Source organism: Mitsuaria sp. BK037 (assembly GCF_014193045.1).
GTDB lineage: Bacteria > Pseudomonadota > Gammaproteobacteria > Burkholderiales > Burkholderiaceae_C > Roseateles.
In genome coordinates, this window is sequence record NZ_JACHYS010000002.1 from 795,751 (window position 1) to 814,023 (window position 18,273).

9 protein-coding genes are annotated in these 18,273 nt (G+C 71.1%); all 9 read left to right on the forward strand.

The features are described from left to right. Positions 1-22 precede the first annotated feature (22 nt). The 9 genes from yicI (at position 23) to FHT37_RS15630 (ending at position 18,268) form a co-directional block, all read left to right on the forward strand. Positions 23-2,293, forward strand: coding sequence for an alpha-xylosidase (gene yicI, locus FHT37_RS15590; protein WP_183482667.1), 2,271 nt, complete (start codon positions 23-25; stop codon positions 2,291-2,293). After that, complete coding sequence (locus FHT37_RS15595) at positions 2,293-4,128, forward strand: glycoside hydrolase family 9 protein (RefSeq protein ID WP_255489679.1); 1,836 nt, start codon at positions 2,293-2,295, stop codon at positions 4,126-4,128. The genes yicI and FHT37_RS15595 overlap by 1 nt, the downstream gene beginning before the upstream one ends. Positions 4,129-4,292: 164 nt before the next feature. Further along, entirely contained in the window at positions 4,293-5,555 is a 1,263-nt protein-coding gene (locus tag FHT37_RS15600) for an ROK family transcriptional regulator (RefSeq protein ID WP_183482669.1), read from the forward strand. Continuing rightward, positions 5,552-7,036, forward strand: a complete 1,485-nt coding sequence (gene xylB, locus FHT37_RS15605; RefSeq protein ID WP_183482671.1) for a xylulokinase — start codon at positions 5,552-5,554, stop codon at positions 7,034-7,036. The genes FHT37_RS15600 and xylB overlap by 4 nt, the downstream gene beginning before the upstream one ends. Positions 7,037-7,137: 101 nt before the next feature. Then, a complete protein-coding gene (gene xylA, locus FHT37_RS15610) occupies positions 7,138-8,454 on the forward strand; it encodes a xylose isomerase (RefSeq protein WP_183482672.1) in 1,317 nt (438 codons plus the stop codon). Positions 8,455-8,602: 148 nt separating this feature from the next. Continuing rightward, a complete protein-coding gene (locus FHT37_RS15615; protein ID WP_183482673.1) occupies positions 8,603-11,641 on the forward strand; it encodes a TonB-dependent receptor in 3,039 nt (1,012 codons plus the stop codon). Positions 11,642-11,722: 81 nt separating this feature from the next. Continuing rightward, positions 11,723-13,423 (forward strand): DUF5597 domain-containing protein, encoded by a 1,701-nt coding sequence (locus tag FHT37_RS15620; RefSeq protein ID WP_091727605.1) that lies wholly within the window; start codon positions 11,723-11,725, stop codon positions 13,421-13,423. 16 nt (positions 13,424-13,439) lie between these two features. After that, positions 13,440-15,719 (forward strand): exo-alpha-sialidase, encoded by a 2,280-nt coding sequence (locus FHT37_RS15625; RefSeq protein WP_183482675.1) that lies wholly within the window; start codon positions 13,440-13,442, stop codon positions 15,717-15,719. After that, positions 15,716-18,268: a glycosyl hydrolase family 95 catalytic domain-containing protein gene (locus FHT37_RS15630; protein WP_255489682.1), complete on the forward strand. Its 2,553-nt coding sequence runs from the start codon at positions 15,716-15,718 to the stop codon at positions 18,266-18,268. The genes FHT37_RS15625 and FHT37_RS15630 overlap by 4 nt, the downstream gene beginning before the upstream one ends. Positions 18,269-18,273: the final 5 nt, after the last annotated feature.

Sequence of the window (18,273 nt, forward strand, 5' to 3'; positions counted from 1 at the left end):
CAGGAAGACGAGAAGGATCCCCATGAAGTTCACCGACGGGCAATGGCTGCTGCAGCCTGGCGTCTCGGCCCATTACGCCACCGAGACCTATGCCGTGGACGTCCACGACGACCGCGTGGTGCTGCTGGTCACCACGCGCCCCATCAAGCACCGCGGCGACACGCTGCAGGGCCCGACGCTGACCGTCACGCTGCGCTCGCCGCTGCCGGGCGTGATCCGCGTCAGCGTCGAGCACTTCAGCGCCTCGCAGGCGCCGCGCCTGCACGTGCCCATGGTCGGCGCGACCTCGCCGGCGCTGCAGGTCACCGAGACCGACAAGCTCGTCACCGTCACCTCCGGCCCGCTGTCGGTCGACGTCAAGAAGGGCGAGGGCTACGGCCTGACCTTCCGCGAGGGCGACAAGGTGCTCACGCGCAGCGACTGGCGCTCGCTCGGCTACCTGCAATGGGCCGGCAAGGCCAACTACGTCCATGAGCAGCTGACGCTGGCGGTGGGCGAGTACGTCTACGGCCTGGGCGAGCGCTTCACGCCCTGGGTCAAGAACGGCCAGACCGTCGAGAACACCAACAAGGACGGCGGCACCGCCTGCGAGCAGGCCTACAAGAGCGTGCCCTTCTACCTGAGCAGCCGCGGCTACGGCGTGCTGGTCAACGAGGCGGGCCCGGTGTCCTTCGAGGTCGCGTCCGAGAAGACCTCGCGCGTGCAGTTCAGCCGCGAAGGCGAGACCCTGGACTACTGCGTCGTCGCCGGCCCCACGCCCAAGGCCGCCGTCGCGCGCCTGACCGAGCTGACCGGCCGCGCGCCGCTGCCGCCGGCCTGGACCTTCGGGCTGTGGATGACGACCTCGTTCACCACCCAGTACGACGAGGCCACCGCCACCCACTTCATCGACGAGATGGCGCGTCGCGAGTTGCCGCTCAGCGTCTTCCACTTCGACTGCTTCTGGATGCGCGAGTTCCAGTGGTGCGACTTCGAATGGGACCGCCGCGGCTTCCCCGATCCCGAGGGCATGCTGGCCCGCCTGCGCGCCAAGGGCCTGAAGATCAGCCTCTGGATCAACCCCTACGTCGCGCAGCGCTCGCCGCTCTTCGCCGAGGGTGTGCGCGAGGGCTACTTCATCAAGCGCGCCAACGGCCTGACCTGGCAGACCGACCTCTGGCAGCCCGGCATGGCCATCGTCGACTTCACCAACCCCGCCGCCAAGGCCTGGTACCAGGGCCACCTGCGCCGGCTGCTGGCGATGGGCGTGGACTGCTTCAAGACCGACTTCGGCGAGCGCATCCCCGACAAGGACGTCGTGTACTTCGACGGCTCCGATCCGGTCGAGATGCACAACCTCTACGCGCTGCAATACAACGAGGCCGTCTTCGAGCTGCTGCAGGAGGTGCAGGGCAGCGACGCGGTCGTCTTCGCACGCTCGACCTACGCCTCGGGCCAGCGCTTCCCGGTGCACTGGGGCGGCGACTGCTGGTCCAACTTCGAATCGATGGCGGAGAGCCTGCGCGGCGGCCTGTCGCTGACGTCCTGCGGCTTCGCGTTCTGGAGCCACGACATCGGCGGCTTCGAAGGCAATCCGCCGCCGGCCGTCTACAAGCGCTGGATCCAGTTCGGCCTGCTGTCCTCGCACAGCCGGCTGCACGGCAGCAGCTTCTACCGCGTGCCGTGGCTGGTCGACGAGGAAAGCTGCGTGGTGCTGCAACGCTTCACCCGCCTGAAGCACCAGCTGATGCCCTACCTCTACGCGACCGCGATCGCCGCGAGCGAGACCGGGGTGCCGACGATGCGCGCGCCGGTGCTGGAGTTCCCGGACGATCCGGCCTGCGCGACCCTGGACCGCCAGTTCCACCTGGGCGACGCGCTGCTGGTGGCGCCGGTGTTCACCGACAGCGGCGAGGTCGACGTCTACCTGCCGGCGGGCCGCTGGACCCACCTGCTCAGCGGCGAGGTCGTCGACGGCGGCCGCTGGCGCCGGGAGACGCACGACTTCATGAGCCTGCCGCTCTACGTCGCGCCGAACACCGTGCTGCCCTGGGGACAGGAGACCGAACGCCCGGACTACGACTACGCGCGCGGCGTGGTGCTGCGGGTCTTCGCGCTGGACAAGGGCGCGACGGCGCCCTTCGTGGTCGCCGCGGTGGACGGCACGATCGCGGCCCGCGGCACGGTGACTCGCGACGGCGAGGGCTATCGCGTCCGTATCGTCGAGGGCGCGCTGCAGGACTGGGCGATCGAGGTCGACGGCGTGCGCAGCCCGGTGCAGGCCGGCTCGTCGCTCGACTGGAGCGCGCAGTGATGCGCACCCGGACCCTGGCCGTGCTGGCGGGCCTGGCGATCGTCGGCATGGGCGCCACCGCCGTGTACGCGCAGGCCGGCGACGCCACGAAGACGCCCGCCACGCCGGACACGAGCGCCGCCGCTGCCACGCCTCGCATCGAAGTGAACCAGGTCGGCTACCTGCCGACCGCCGCCAAGCGGGCCACCGTGCCCGCCGGCGCGGCCAAGCGCTTCCAGCTGATCGATGACGACAGCGGCCGGTCCGCCTGGACCGGGCCGCTGGGCGCCGCCGCGCTGTGGGCGCCGTCGCGCAGCCAGGTCCGGATCGCCGACTTCAGCGCGGTGACCAAGCCCGGTCGCTACCGGCTGCGGGTCGCGGGCCTGCCCGACTCGGATCCGTTCACCATCGCCCCCGGCGCCTACGACGCCCTGGCCGCCGGCGCGATCCGCGCGTTCTACTTCAACCGGGCCGGCATCGCGCTGACGCCAGACCTGGCCGGCCCCTTCGCCCGCCCCGCCGGCCATCCGGACACGCGCGTGTTGATCCATGCCTCGGCCGCCGGACCGAAGCGCAAGACCGGCGACGTCATCAGCAGCCCCAAGGGCTGGTACGACGCCGGCGACTACAACAAGTACATCGTCAACTCCGGCATCACCGTCTACACGCTGCTGGCCAGCTACGAGCAGATGCCTGACCGGATGCGGGCGCTGAAGGTGGGCCTGCCCGAAAGCGGCAACGGGCTGCCTGACGTGCTCAACGAGGCGCTCTGGAACCTCGACTGGATGCTGACCATGCAGGATCCGGACGATGGCGGCGTCTATCACAAGCTGACCAATCCGGGCTTCGACGGCGTCGTGATGCCGGACGCGGCCACGACGTCCGGCGATCGCGTCGTCGTGCAGAAGAGCACCGCCGCGGCGCTGGACTTCGCCGCGGTGATGGCCGTCGGCAGCCGCGTGTTCAAGGACTTCGAGCAGCAGCGCCCGGGACTGTCCGCGCGCATGCTGGCCGCCGCGCGCGCCGCCTGGGGCTGGGCGCAGGCGCATCCCGATGCGATCTACCGCCAGCCGCCGGACATCCACACCGGCGACTACGGCGATCCGACACTGGACGACGAGTTCGCCTGGGCCGCCGCCGAGCTCTACATCACCACCGGCGACGAGGCCTTCTACGCCGCGATGAAGCCGGCGCAGACCACGATGACGGTGCCGTCCTGGGGCGACGTGCGCGGGCTGGCCTGGATGTCGCTCGCGGCGCACCGTGACCGGCTGGGTCCCGCCGCGGACCGCGCGCTGATCGAGCGCCGCGTCCGCGAGCTGGCCGATGCGCTGGTCGCCAAGGGGAAGTCCTCCGCCTGGGGCGTGGCGCTCGAGGAGAAGGACTTCAACTGGGGCAGCAACTCCAATGCGCTGAACCAGGCCATGGTGCTGCTGCAGGCCGATCGCCTGGACGCCGCCCGCCCGCCCGCGGCCGACAGCGATGCGCGCGCCGGCCGGCGCGCCGGACCGGCCGTCAGCGCCTACCGCCAGGCGGCGCAGGGCCTGCTCGACTACGTGATGGGCCGCAATCCGACGGGCCTGTCGATGGTGACCGGCTTCGGCACCCGCTCGCCGATGCATCCGCATCACCGGCCCTCGGAGGCCGACGGCGTGGTCGCGCCGGTGCCGGGCTTCGTCGTCGGCGGGGCCAATGCCGGCCAGCAGGACCTCAAGGGCTGCCCGGTGCCGTACCCCTCGCCGCTGCCGGCGTTGTCCTACCTGGACCACTTCTGCAGCTACGCCAGCAACGAAGTGGCCATCAACTGGAATGCGCCACTGGTCTACGTGGCGGCGGCCCTGGGCGCGCCACGCTGAGGGGCCGATGCGGAGGGGCTCGTCGCCCCGCCGCATCGATGTTTTCGGGCCCTAGGTGTTTTCCTGCTCTTTATTCGTTCGGCGCCCCAACTAATATCAATGCCATGGACACGCGATACGCGATACGCGTGGACCTCTACAAGACAGACAAGGAGACAACGCGCATGCAACCCGACGCCAGTGGTGGCCAACAGCTGTTGAAGTCCATCAACCGGATGGCCCTGGTGCGCCACCTGTGCGTGCATCCCGGCCTGTCCCGGGCGGACCTGGCGCTCGAGGTGGGCCTGACCAAGTCGACGATCACCAGCCTGGTGCGCGAGCTGATCGCCGAGGGCTGGCTGATGGAAAGCAGCGTCGTGGCCACCGGTGACCTGGGTCGGCGCCCCACCCCGCTGTTCATCAGCCCGGACCGCCTGCTGATGCTGGGCGCCGAGGTCGGCATCGACGGCGTGCGCGTGGTCGCCACCACGCTGACCGGCGCGGTGCGCGCCCGCGCGGTGTCCGCCTACGGCGCCAGCCGCAGCGCCAAGGCCTGCCTGGGCGTGCTGGCCACGGTGCTGCTGAAGGTGCGGGCGCAGCTCGATCCGTCGCAGCGCATCATCGGCATCGGCGTCGGCCTGCCCGGCGGCGTCGACGAAGCGCGCGGCGTGCTGAACTTCGCGCCCAACCTGGGCTGGCACGACCTGGCCGTCGGCCAGCTGCTCAGCGAGAAGCTCGATGGCGGCCCACTCTCCGGCATCCCGCTCTACCTGCAGAACGAGGCCGACGTCGCCGCGCTCGGCGAGATGGAATTCAACGCCGGCGCGCCCGCCGATCCGCTGCTGTACCTCTCGATCAACCAGGGCGTCGGCGCCGGCGTGATCGTCGGCGACCGGCTGCTGACCGGCGCGCGCGGCTTTGCCGGCGAGATCGGCCACATGATCCTGCAGATCGACGGTCCGCTCTGCTCCTGCGGCCGGCGCGGCTGCGCCGAGGCGCTGATCGGCATGCGCGCGATGCTGCGTCCGGACGAAGCGGCCGAACTCGGCCCGCACTCCCTGCCGGACATCCGCGGCCGCCTGGTCGATGGCGACCGCAAGACCGCCAAGGCGGTCGAATCGGCCGGCCGCTACCTGGGCGTGCTGCTCCAGAACCTGGCGACCGCCTACGACCCGGCCTGCATCGTGCTCGGCGGCAGCGTCGTCGAGTTGGGCGACGCCTTCCTCGATCCGGCGCTGACCACGCTCAACGACTACGCCACCGCCGCCGGCCTCTCGCCGACGCCGGTCCGCACTTCGCGCTTCGGCGCCGACGCGGTGGCCGCTGGCGCCGCGGCGCTGGCCCGTCATCGCGTCACCCGCCCGCAGCTGCCGACCATCGGCGTCGGGCGCGCCAACGCCACGGCCCCGGCCGACGGCGAAGGCCAGGACCAGGAAGCCGCACTGTGAACCGCGACGACACCTTCCTCGGCATCGACCTCGGCACCTCCGAGCTCAAGCTGCTGCTGATCGATGGCAGCGGCGCCGTGGTGGGCCGCGCGGCCGCACCGCTGACCGTGTCGCGGCCCGCGCCGCTGTGGTCGGAACAGGACCCGGCCGACTGGTCCACCGCCACCACCCGCGCGATCGAGCAGCTGCGCGGCAGCGCGCCGGCCGCCTTCGCGCGGCTGCGCGGCATCGGCCTGTCGGGCCAGATGCACGGCGCCGTGCTGCTCGACGGCCAGGACCGCGTGCTGCGCCCGGCCATCCTCTGGAACGACGGCCGCAGCCACGCCGAGTGCGACGAACTCACCGCCGCCGCGCCCCACCTGCACGCCATCGCCGGCAATCTCGCGATGCCCGGCTTCACCGCGCCCAAGCTGCTGTGGGTGCGCAAGCATGAGCCTGAACTGTTCGACCGCGTCCGCAGCGTGCTGCTGCCCAAGGACTACCTGCGGCTGCTGCTGACCGGCGAGAAGGTCAGCGATCCGTCCGACGCCGCCGGCACGCTGTGGCTGGACGTGGCGCGCCGCGACTGGTCCGATGAACTGCTCGCCGCCACCGGCCTGACGCGCGCGCACATGCCGCGGCTGGTCGAGAGCAATGCGCCCTCCGGCGTGCTGCGCGCCGAACTGGCTGACGCCTGGGGCGTCGCCCGCGACGTGGTCGTGGCGGGCGGCGCCGGCGACAACGCGGCCAGCGCGATCGGCATCGGCGCCACCGCGCCGGGCAGCGGCTTCGTGTCAATGGGCACCTCGGGCGTGCTGTTCGTCGTCAACGACCGCTTCCGTCCGAACCCCGCCTCCGCGGTGCATGCCTTCTGCCATGCGCTGCCGCAGCGCTGGCACCAGATGAGCGTGATGCTGACGGCCGCCAGCGCGCTGCGCTGGTTCTGCCAGCTCAGCGGCACGACGGAGGCTGAACTGCTCGAGGAGATCGAAGCGCTGGGCGAGGACGAACTCGCCGCCGCGCCGGTCTTCCTGCCCTACCTGGCAGGCGAGCGCACGCCCCACAACGACCCGTTCGCGACCGGCGCCTTCCACGGCCTGACGCACGAGACGCGCCGCGCGCATGCCGGCTACGCGGTGCTCGAGGGCGTGGCCTTCGGCATGGCCGATGGGCTGGCGGCGCTGCGCGCGGCCGGCACCGACGTGGCGCAGCTCTCCATCGTCGGCGGCGGCGCGCGCAGCCGCTTCTGGGCGCAGCTGATGGCCGACGCACTGGGCGTCGAGATCGTCCGCCATGCCGACGCCGACGCCGGTGGCGCGCTCGGCGCCGCGCGCCTGGGCCGCATGGCCGCGGGCGCCGGCGTCGACGAATCCTGCCCGCCACCCCCCATCACCGACCGTTGCACGCCCTCGCCCGCGCGGCGGGACGTGCTCGCCCGACGGCTCGCCGTCTTCCGATCGCTCTACGCGCCCTTGCGCGCCCTGCCGTCGCTCCGGCCTTGAGTCCGGACGCGCCGTCGCCTTGAATCAATGAATCCGCCCGCGCGCCCGGCCAGCCATGGCCCGGCCCCGGCCCCGCAACGAACCGCTCCGCAGTCAGTCCCATGAACAGCTACTTCTCCCACATCGCGCCGATCCGCTACCAAGGCCCCGCCACCGACGAGGCCCTGGCCTTCCGCCACTACGACAAGGACCGCATCGTCCTGGGCAAGACCATGGCCGAGCACCTGCGCTTCGCGGTCTGCTACTGGCACAGCTTCTGCTGGAACGGCCTGGATCCGTTCGGCGGCGGCACCTTCGAGCGCCCCTGGTTCCAGGGCGGCTCGCCGATGGAGCTGGCCCGCCAGAAGGCCGATGCCGCCTTCGAGTTCTTCGAGAAGCTGGGCGCGCCCTACTACTGCTTCCACGACCGCGACGTCGCCCCCGAGGGCGCCACGCCCAAGGAAAGCCACGACAACCTGCTGCGCCTGGTCGACGTGCTGGGCGAGCACCAGCAGCGCACCGGCATGAAGCTGCTGTGGGGCACCGCCAACCTGTTCAGCCACCGCCGCTTCATGGCCGGCGCCGCGACCAACCCGGATCCGGAGCTCTTCGGTCTGGCCGCGCTGCAGGTGCGCGACGCGATGGACGCGACGATGCGCCTGGGCGGCGAGAACTACGTGCTGTGGGGCGGCCGCGAAGGCTATGAAACCCTGCTCAACACCGACATGGGCCGCGAGCTCGACCAGATGGGTCGTTTCCTCAACATGGTCGTCGAGTACAAGCACCGCAAGGGCTTCAAGGGCACCATCCTGCTCGAGCCCAAGCCGCGCGAGCCCTCCAAGCACCAGTACGACTTCGACAGCGCCACCGTCTACGGCTTCCTGACCCGCTACGGCCTGGAGAAGGAAGTCAAGGTCAACATCGAGGCCAACCACGCCACGCTGTCGGGCCACAGCTTCGAGCACGAGATCGCCACCGCCGCGGCGCTGGGCATCCTGGGCAGCATCGACATGAACCGCGGCGACCCGCAGCTGGGCTGGGACACCGACCAGTTCCCCAACAACGTGCCCGAGCTGGCGCTGGCGATCTATCACATCCTGCAGGCCGGCGGCCTGGGCAGCGGCGGCTTCAACTTCGACGCCAAGGTGCGCCGCCAGTCCATCGACGCCGAGGACCTCTTCCACGGCCACGTCGGCGGCATGGACGTCTGCGCCCGCGCGCTGCTGGTGGCCGAGCAGATGATCGTCGACGGCCGCCTGGCCGCCCATGTCTCGCAGCGTTATGCCGGCTGGGACACGCCGGCGGCGCGCGAGATCCTCGATGGCCGCGTGTCCCTGGACCAGCTCGCCGATCGCGTGCTGGCCCGCAACACCGATGTCGCGCCGCGATCCGGCCGGCAGGAGTACCTGGAGAACCTCGTCAACCGTTTCGCCGGCTGAGCGCCGGCCGCGGCGGACCGCGTTGTCCAGCGGTCCCCGCCGATCCCCGATCCCGACCGTCCTTCCCGTTCCCGAGCCCGAGCAGTACGCCTCCCCGCCCGAGGTCACGCCATCAGAGCGGACCCGCACCTAACAGACTGGAGACATCATGAGCAATCGCCAACGGACCGCCGTATCCGTCGCCGCCGCGCAGGCAGCCGTCCTCCTCGGTGGCCTGGCCGCCGGCATCGCCTTCGCCCAGACGGCGCCGGCGCCCGCCCCCAAGCCGGACCCCAAGCCCGAAGCCCAGATCGAGACCGTCGTCGTCTCGGGCAAGCGCGCCGCGCTGAGCTCGGCCCAGAAGATCAAGCAGAACTCCGACGAGATCGTCGATTCCATCGTCGCCGACGACATCGGCAAGCTGCCCGACCGCTCGGTCACCGAGGTGCTGCAGCGCATCGTCGGCGTCACCATGGACCGCACCATGGCCAAGGGCGACCCGGAGCACTTCTCGGTCGAAGGCTCCGGCATCAGCATCCGCGGCCTGACCTATGTCCGCTCCGAGATGAACGGCCGCGATTCGTTCTCCGCCAACGGCGGCCGCTCGCTCAACTTCGAGGACGTGCCGCCCGAGTTGATGGCCGCGGTCGACGTCTACAAGAACCCCTCCGCCGAGCAGATCGAAGGTTCGATCGGTGGCCTGGTCAACTTGCGCACCGCGATGCCGTTCGACTTTGACGGCCTCAAGACAGCGTTGTCGCTGCAGACCACCTACTCGGACCTGAAGGAGAAATCCTCGCCGAGCGTCTCCGGCATGGTGAGCAACCGCTGGAAGACCGACCTGGGCGAGTTCGGCGCGCTGGTCAACATCGCCAGCTCGCGCAGCGGCACCCGCACCGACGCCTTCCAGGTCGAGCCCTACTACCCGCGCACCGACGCGGTGGTCGGCCAGGATCCCAACACGACGCTGTGGATCCCCAAGGGCTCGCAGTGGCGCACGCTGGAATTCGACCGCAAGCGCCAGGGCCTGTACGGCGCGCTGCAGTGGAAGAAGGACGACGTCGACTCCAGCCTGACCTACTTCCGCAGCAAGTACCGGATGCAGTGGGACGAGCGCGCCATCTTCGCCCAGTCCGACCCGTACAAGCTGCAGGTCGCCAACGGCGAGTTCGGCAAGAACGGCCAGCTGCTCTACGGCACGCTGAGCAACAGCGATGGCTCGGGCATCAACTTCGGCGCCGACACCCGCAGCGCCTACCGCAACTCCGAGACCCAGGACCTGGCCTGGAAGCTGAACTGGCGCGCCAATGACCAGTGGTCCTTCTCGTCGGACCTGCAGTACATCCGCGCGACCACCGACAGCTTCGACTCCACCGTCGCCACCGGCGTGCAGATGCCCGAGGAGACCATCGACCTGCGCAGCGGTCGGCCGCAACTGATCTTCAGCGATGCGCAACGCGCGGCGCTGGTCGATCCGGCCAACTACTACTGGGCCTTCACGATGGAGCACAAGGACAAGTCCAAGGCCACCGAGAAGGCCTGGAAGGGCGATGCCCGCTACAAGTTCAAGGACGAGGGCTTCCTGCAGGACCTGCGCTTCGGCGTGCGCTTCACCGAGCGCGACGCCACCACCACCAACACGGTGCCGGGCTACAACTGGTCGCCCATCTCCCAGCCCTGGCAGATCGGCTGGGACATCAACCACCTGGCCTTCCTGAACGATCCGCGCTTCAGCGCCGATACCTACGTCCACAACTTCAACAACTTCTTCAGCGGCAAGGCCTCGGTGCCGTCGCTGATCTTCCCGACGGTCTCCACCACCTCGGGGTATCCGGACAGCTACGCCGCGCTGCACAAGTACCACGACATCCTGTGCGCCGAGCAGCATGGCGGCGACACTTCGGCCTGCGCGCCGTGGACGCCGGCCTCCTTCGGCACCGACCCCTCCGGCACCAACAAGCAGCGCGAGCGCACGCAGGCCGCCTTCGCGCAGCTGCGCTTCGGCATGGACGACTGGAAGTACCCGGTGGACGGCAACATCGGCCTGCGCGTGGTGCGCACCGAATCGCGCGCCGACGGCTACACGGTCTTCACCAGCAAGCAGGTGCCCAGCGGCGCCACCGGCGTGCCGGTGCCGGTGATCCCGAACTTCTCGGAAGCCGGCACCTTCAACAACAGCTACACCGACGCGCTGCCCAGCCTGAACCTGCGGATGAAGGCCAGCGAGAAGCTGCAGTTCCGCTTCGCGCTGGGCAAGGGCATCTCGCGGCCCGACTTCAGCCAGCTGCAGGCCTACACGACGATGTCGCAGGACTTCACCTCGACGACGGTCAACGGCCAGACGGTGGTGAGCAACGTGACGCAGACCGGCACGGCCTCGGGCAACCCGATGCTCAAGCCGATCAAGTCGACGCAGGGCGACATCACGGCCGAGTGGTACTTCGACCGCACCGGCTCGCTGACCTTCGCGGCCTTCCACAAGCAGCTCAAGGACATCATCCTCAACCAGACCTTCGTCAAGCAGATCCCCGACGCCACCGGCGCGCTGCAGAACTTCATCACCACCGGCCCGATCAACGGCGCCAAGGGCCGCGCGACCGGTTTCGAGCTCGCCTTCCAGACCTACTTCGACAAGCTGCCGGGCTGGCTGGCGGGCTTCGGCATCCAGGCCAACTACACCTACGTCGACAGCAAGACCAAGCTGTACGACCCGGTGGGCAGCGCCTACTGCTCGGGCGGCAACTCGGCGTCCAACCTCAACCTCAACCTGAACGGTTGCGACACCGACGGCCGCACCTTCGGCAACCTGCCGCTGCAGAACCTGTCGAAGAACGCCTACAACCTGGCGCTGCTGTACGACCGCGGCGACATCTCCGCGCGCCTGGCCTACAGCTGGCGCTCGAAGTATCTGCAGGCGGTCAACGTCAACGGCACGCAGGGCGGCGACGGCACCGACACCAACCCCGACAGCAGCACCAACGGCCAGCGCAACGTGGCCTGGGGCCTGCCGGTGTGGGCCGATGCCTACGGCCAGCTGGATGCGGGCGTGTACTACAAGTTCAACGACCACGTGACCTTCGGTCTCGAGGCGCAGAACCTGACCAACGCGACCTACAAGCAGCTGATGCAGCAGCACATCGGCACCATGGGCCGCGCCTGGTTCGACACCGGCCGCCGCTACACGCTCACCGCCCGGATGAGCTTCTGAGGCCCTGACGCCTCGTTCCCTCCGCCCCGGCTGCGGCGCCCGCGCGCCCGGCCGGGGCCGTCAAGGAAAGGACTGTCCCGGATGACGCCCCGCTCCCGCCCCGCCCACCGTGTCCGCGCCGCCGTGCTGGCGACGCTCGCGGCCCTGACCGCCGCCCTCGCCGGCGCCGCCGCCGCCGCGGAGCTGCCGCGGCTGGTCGAGCGCGAGGGCCGTCATGCGCTGCTGGTGGACGGCAAGCCCTTCCTGGTGCTGGGCGCGCAGGTGCACAACTCGAGCAACTCGGTCGAGGCGCTCCAGCAGGTGTGGCCGGCGGTGGCCGATGCCAAGGCCAACACCGTCGTCGTGCCGGTGGCCTGGGAGCAGGTCGAGCCCGTCGAGGGCCGTTTCGATTTTTCCTTCGTGGACGCCCTGCTCGCGCAGGCGCGCGAACGCGGCGTGCGGGTCGCGCTGCTGTGGTTCGCGACCTGGAAGAACACCAGCCCGCAGTACGCGCCGGCCTGGGTCAAGCTGAACAACACCCGCTTCCCGCGCATGCTCGATGCGCAGGGCAAGCCGAGCTACTGCCTGTCACCCTTCGGTGCCGAAACGCTGGCGGCGGACAAGCGCGCCTTCGTCGCGCTGATGACCCACCTGAAGCAGGTGGACGAAGCGCAGCGCACCGTGATCATGGTGCAGGTGCAGAACGAGGTCGGCACCTACGGCCTGGCGCGCGACCACGGCGCCGCCGCGAATCGCGCCTTCGCCGCCGAGGTGCCGGCCGAGGTGCTGCGGCTGCAGAAGCCCGACCCCGCGCTCCACGGCAAGGCCGGCAAGGCTGACAAGGCAAAGGGCGCCTGGTCCGCCGTCTATGGCGACTACGCCGAGCAGTACTTCCACAGCTGGGCGATCGCGCGCTACATCGGCGAGATCGCCGCGGCCGGCCGCCAGGTCTACGACCTGCCGATGTTCGTCAACAACGCGCTGCGCGACCCGCTGGCACCGATGGCGCCGTGGAAGTCGGACTTCGCCAGCGGCGGCCCGACCCACGACGTGATCGGCATCTACAAGGCCGCCGCGCCGAAGATCGACATCGTCGGCCCCGACATCTACATGCCGGAGTCGGCCAAGGTCGAGGCCATCCTGGGCCAGTTCCAGCGGCGCGACAACGCGCTGTGGGTGCCGGAGATCGGCAACGCCGAGACCTACGCCCGCTACCACTACGCGATCCTGGGCCGTGGCGCGATCGGCGTCGCGCCCTTCGGCGTCGACTACGCCGACTACAGCAACTACCCGCTGGGCTCGCCCTACACCGACCGCCGCATGACCGCGCCGATCGCCGCCGTCTACGGCAGCTTCGCGCCGATGGCCTCGCAGTGGGCGCAATGGTCGCTGGAAGGCCGCACGCACGGCGTGGCCGAAGGCGACGACCGCCAGCCGCAGACCGTCGCGCTCAAGGGCTGGACCGCCAAGGTCAGCTTCGGCGAATGGCAATTCGGCGAGCGCAGCTGGCCGCAGCTGAAGGACGAGGTCCCGCCCTCGGCCGCGAAGCCGTCCGGCGGCGTCGCCATCGCGCAGATCGGCGACGACGAATTCATCGTGACCGGCCAGCGCGCCCGCGTGCGCTTCGAGGGCGATGCGTCGTTCAAGGGGCTGGGCACGATGCTGATCCACGCGCAGGAAGGCCGCTTCGGCCCGGACGGCCGCTGGACCACCTCGCGCAACTGGAACGGCGACCAGGTCGACTGGGGCCTCAACCTGCCGGCGACGCCCACGGTGCTGCGCGTCAAGCTCGGCCGCTACTGATCCTGAGGAACCGCGCATGCAACGCCGCCGCTTCATCGCCCGCACCGCCGGCCTGGCCGCTGTCAGCGGGGCCCTGCCCGCCGTGCCCGCGCTGTCGGGCGCGCTCGCCGCGACCGTCGCCGGCGGCACCGGCGCCGTCCCCTACGACTGGCGCAGCGTGCCTTTTGGCGGCGGCGGCTTCGTCGACGGCTTCGTCTTCCATCCGCGCGAGGCCGGCCTGCTGTACTGCCGCACCGACATCGGCGGCGCCTACCGCTTCGATCCCAAGGCGCGGCGCTGGTGGCCGCTGCTGGACCACCTCGACAAGGCCGACGCCGACCTGATGGGCGTGCTGAGCGTCGCGGTCGATCCCAACGATGCCGACCGCGTCTACCTCGCCTGCGGGCTTTACCTCGGCAAGGACGTGCGCGATGGCGCGCTGCTCGCGTCCAGCGACCGCGGCCGCACCTGGACCCAGCACGAACTGAAACTGAAGATCGGCGGCAACTCGCCCGGCCGCGGCAGCGGCGAGCGGCTGCAGGTCGACCCCTGGGTGGGCGAGGTGCTCTACCTCGGCAGCTCGCAGGACGGCCTGCTCAAGAGCACCGACCGCGGCCGCAGCTTCCAGCCGCTGGCCTTCCCGGCGAAGCATGTCTCGCTGGTGCTGATCGACCCGGCAAGCGGCGCGGCGGGCAAGGCGGCCTCGCGGCTCTACGTCGGCAGCCACGATCAGGCGGGGCTGTATGTCTCCGAAGACGGCGGCCGCAGCTTCGCCCGCGAGCCCGGCACGCCCGCGATGGCGCCGCAGCGCGCGGCGATCGGGCCCGATGGCGTGCTCTACGTGAGCTTCGCCGGCAGCGACGCGCCGCAGCCCGTCAATCCGAGCTACGCGTCGCGCGGCGCCGTGTGGAAGCGCGAGCTGCGCGGCGGCAAGGCCGTCTGGACGGAGATCACGCCCGTCAAGCCCGGCGAAGGGCTGAAGGGCTTCGGCTACTCGGGGCTGGACGTCGACCGCCAGCGGCCCGGCCGCCTGATCGTGTCGACGATCGAGCGTTGGGTCGATGGCGACGACCTCTTCCTCAGCGAGGACGGCGGCAGGAGTTGGACCGCGATCGGCGCCCGCTCCAAGCACGACATCGAGTCCCGCCCCTGGCTCGCCAACTACAAGCGCGCGACGCGCCGCCCCGATCCGATGGGGCACTGGATCGCCGACGTGAAGCTCGATCCACAGGACGGCGGCCGCGCGGTCTACGGCACCGGCTACGGCGTGTGGATGACCGACTCGCTGGCCGCGGCGACGCGTTCTCCGGCCGGCACGGTGGCGTGGCGCTTCGAGGTCGAGAACCTTGAGGAGACCGCGACGCTGGAGATCAAGAGCCCGTCCGGCGGCGCGACGCTGCTGGCGGCGATGGGCGACGTGTCCGGCGCGGCCTGGGACGACCTGGCGAAGAATCCCTCGACCGGCCTGTTCGCGCCGAGCAACGAGACCAACCGCTCCGTCGACGCGGCCGAGCTGGAGCCGCGCGTGCTGGCGCGCACCTCCGACCACGCGCCGACCGGCGGCTACGTCTCCGTCGATGGCGGCGTGAGCTGGCGCGCCTTCGGCCCCTCGCCGCGCGACGCGAAGAACGCGCAAGGCCATCGCGCGCCGACCGGTCTGGTGGCCGTCAGCGCCAAGGGCGGTTTCCTGGTGTGGGCGCCGGAGCGCCAGCCGGCGATGTGGTCCAAGGACAAGGGCCGCAGCTGGTCGCTCTGCGAGGGCTGGCCCTCGGAGCGCAGCCCGCTGCTCGCGCCGGTCGCGGACCGCGCGGTGGAAGGCGTCTTCTACCTGCTCGACCGCGCGCAGGGACGCGTGCTGATGAGCGTCGATGGCGGCCAGCGTTTCCAGCCCGCCGTCAACGGCCTGCCTCAGCTCGGCGACTGGCAGTACGCGCAGATGCTGTGCGCGCCGGGCCGTGGGCGCGACCTGTGGTTCGCGCTGCCCAACGGCCTCTTCCACCTGCCCGCGGCCGACCAGCCCTTGCAGCCGGTCAAGCCGGTCGCCGAGGCCTGGATGATGGCGCTGGGCAAGGCGGCCGCGGGCGCCCCCTACCACGCGATCTATGTGTGGGGCCGCGTGTCGGTCGGCGGCGCCTCGCCGGTCGAGGGGCTGTTCCGCAGCGACGACGAAGGCCGGAGCTTCATCCGCATCGGGGACGACCTGCATCGCTACGGCCGCCTGCTGTCGATGGCCGCCGATCCGCTGGAGCACGGCACCGTCTTCCTCGCGCCGCATGGACGCGGCATCGTCGTCGGCAAGCCGAGGGCGGGCTCATGAGCATGCACGGCCCGAGCGCCGCCCATCGGATCACGCCGGCCACGGGCCCGCTCGCCCGGCTGCTGGTGATCGCGGCGACGACCCTCGCCGCGATCGCGGCGCCTTGGGGTGGTGTGCTGGGTGGCGCGGCGGGCGGCGTCGCGGGCGTGATGCTCCTTAGCGCGCTCGCTCCCGCCGAGGCGATGGCCTCGGAGCTTCGCCTGTTCGAGCGCGCGCCCGCGCCGGACACGCCGGAAGGCTGGGAGCGCCAGGCGCTGCCCATCGGCAACGGTCGCCTCGGCGCGATGTTGTTCGGCGGGCTGGCGCGCGACCGGATCCAGTTCAACGAGAACACCTTGTGGATCGGCGACAGCCGCACCATGGGCGCCTACCAGCCCTTCGGCGACCTGGTGCTGACGCTGCCCGGTCACGACGCCGAGCCCGCGGCGGCCAGCGGCTACCGGCGCGAGCTCGACATCGGCGACGCGCTGCACCGCGTCAGCTACACCCACGGCGGCACGCGCTTCACGCGCGAGGTCCTCGCCAGCCATCCGGCGCAGGCCATCGTGCTGCGCCTGAGCGCCGATCGCGGCGGTCAGTACAGCGGCAGCCTCGCCTTGACCGATCGCCACGGCGCGCGCGTGCTCGCACACGGCGCCGGCACCGAGGACGGCGCGCGCCTGACATCCACCGGCGCGCTTCCCAACGGCATGCGCTACGCGGCGCAGGCGCGCGTCATCGCCGAGGGCGGCCTGCTGCGCGTCGAGGGCGGCCGGCTGGTCTTCCAAGGCTGTGACGCCTTGACCATCGTGCTCGGCGCCGGCACCAGCTACCTGCCCGACGCGGCCAAGGCCTTCGACAGCGGCGTCGATCCGCTGCCGCGCGTCGCCGCGCAGGTGACGGCCGCGTCCGCGCAGCCCTGGACGACGCTGCGCGCGCGCCATGTCGCCGACCACCAGCGCTTCTTCGCGCGGGTCGCGCTCGACCTCGGCCGCAGCGACGACGAGCGTCGCGCGCTGCCGACCGGCGAGCGCCTGCGACGCTACACCGCCGAAGGCGGCGACCCGGAGCTGGAGGCGCTGCACGCGCAGTACGGTCGCTACCTGCTGATCGCCAGCTCGCGGGACTCGCTGCCGGCCAACCTGCAGGGCCTGTGGAACGACAGCCTCACGCCGCCGTGGAGCTCGGACTACCACACCAACATCAATGTCCAGATGAACTACTGGCCGGCGGAGACGGCCAACCTGGCGGAGATGGCGCGGCCCTTCCTCGCCTTCGTCCAGAGCCAGATCCCGATGTACCGGCGCGCGGTGGCCGAGGCCGCCGCGCTCGCGCAGGCCCGTGACGCGGCGAGCGCCAGCGGGGCGGCAAGCGCGGCCGCTTCCAGCGAGCCGATTCCCATCGGCGCCTTCGCCGGCGAGGCCCGGCCGCCCGAGGAACGCTTCCTCACCGCGCAAGGCCGCCCGGTGCGCGGCTGGACCGTGCGCACCGAGTCCAACCCGTTCGGCGGCATGGGCTACCTCTGGAACAAGACCGGCAATGCCTGGTACCTGCAGCACTTCTGGGAGCATTACGCCTTCGGCGGCGACCAGCGCCAGTTGCGCGAGGTCACGCTGCCGCTGATGAAGGAAGTCGTCGCGTTCTGGGAAGACCAGCTCAAGCCGCTGCCCGACGGCCGACTGGTCGCGCCGATGGGCTGGTCGCCGGAGCACGGCCCGGTCGAGGACGGCGTCAGCTACGACCAGCAGATCCTGTGGGACCTGTTCAACAACGCCGTGGCTGCCGCCGATGCGCTCGGCACCGAGCGCGCCTGGCGCGATCACGTCGCCGCGCTGCGCGACCGCCTCGCCGGGCCGAAGGTCGGCAGCTGGGGCCAGTTGCTCGAGTGGCTGGACGAGAAGCGCGATCCCGTGCTCGACACACCGGGCGACACCCACCGCCATGTGTCGCACCTGTTCGCGCTCTTCCCGGGACGGCAGATCTCGCCGGCGCGCACGCCCGCGCTGGCCGCCGCGGCGCGTCGCACGCTGCAGGCGCGCGGCGATGCGGGCACCGGCTGGTCGATGGCCTGGAAGATGGCCTTCTGGGCGCGCCTGGGCGATGGCGATCACGCCTACCGCATGCTGCGCGGCCTGCTGGCCACGCCGGGCGCGCGCGCCGCGCAGCAGGCCGGTCCGGGCACCGAGTCCAACAACGCCGGCGGCACCTATCCCAACCTGCTCGACGCGCATCCGCCGTTCCAGATCGACGGCAACTTCGGCTACACCGCCGCGGTCATCGAGATGCTGCTGCAGTCGCATGCCGGCGAGCTCCAGCTGCTGCCCGCGCTGCCCGCGGCCTGGCCGGAGGGCAGCGTCAGCGGACTGCGCGCGCGCGGTGGCGTCGAGGTCGACCTCGCCTGGTCCAAGGGCCGGCTCAGCGCGGTCACGCTGCGCGCGCCGGCGGCCTCGGCGGATGGCTTCACCGGCACGCGGCGCGTGACCGTGCGCGCCGGCACGCACCGCACGACGCTGCAGCTCGAACCCGGCGCGACGCGCCGCCTCGACGCCCGGCTCCGGCCGGTGCGATGACCCCG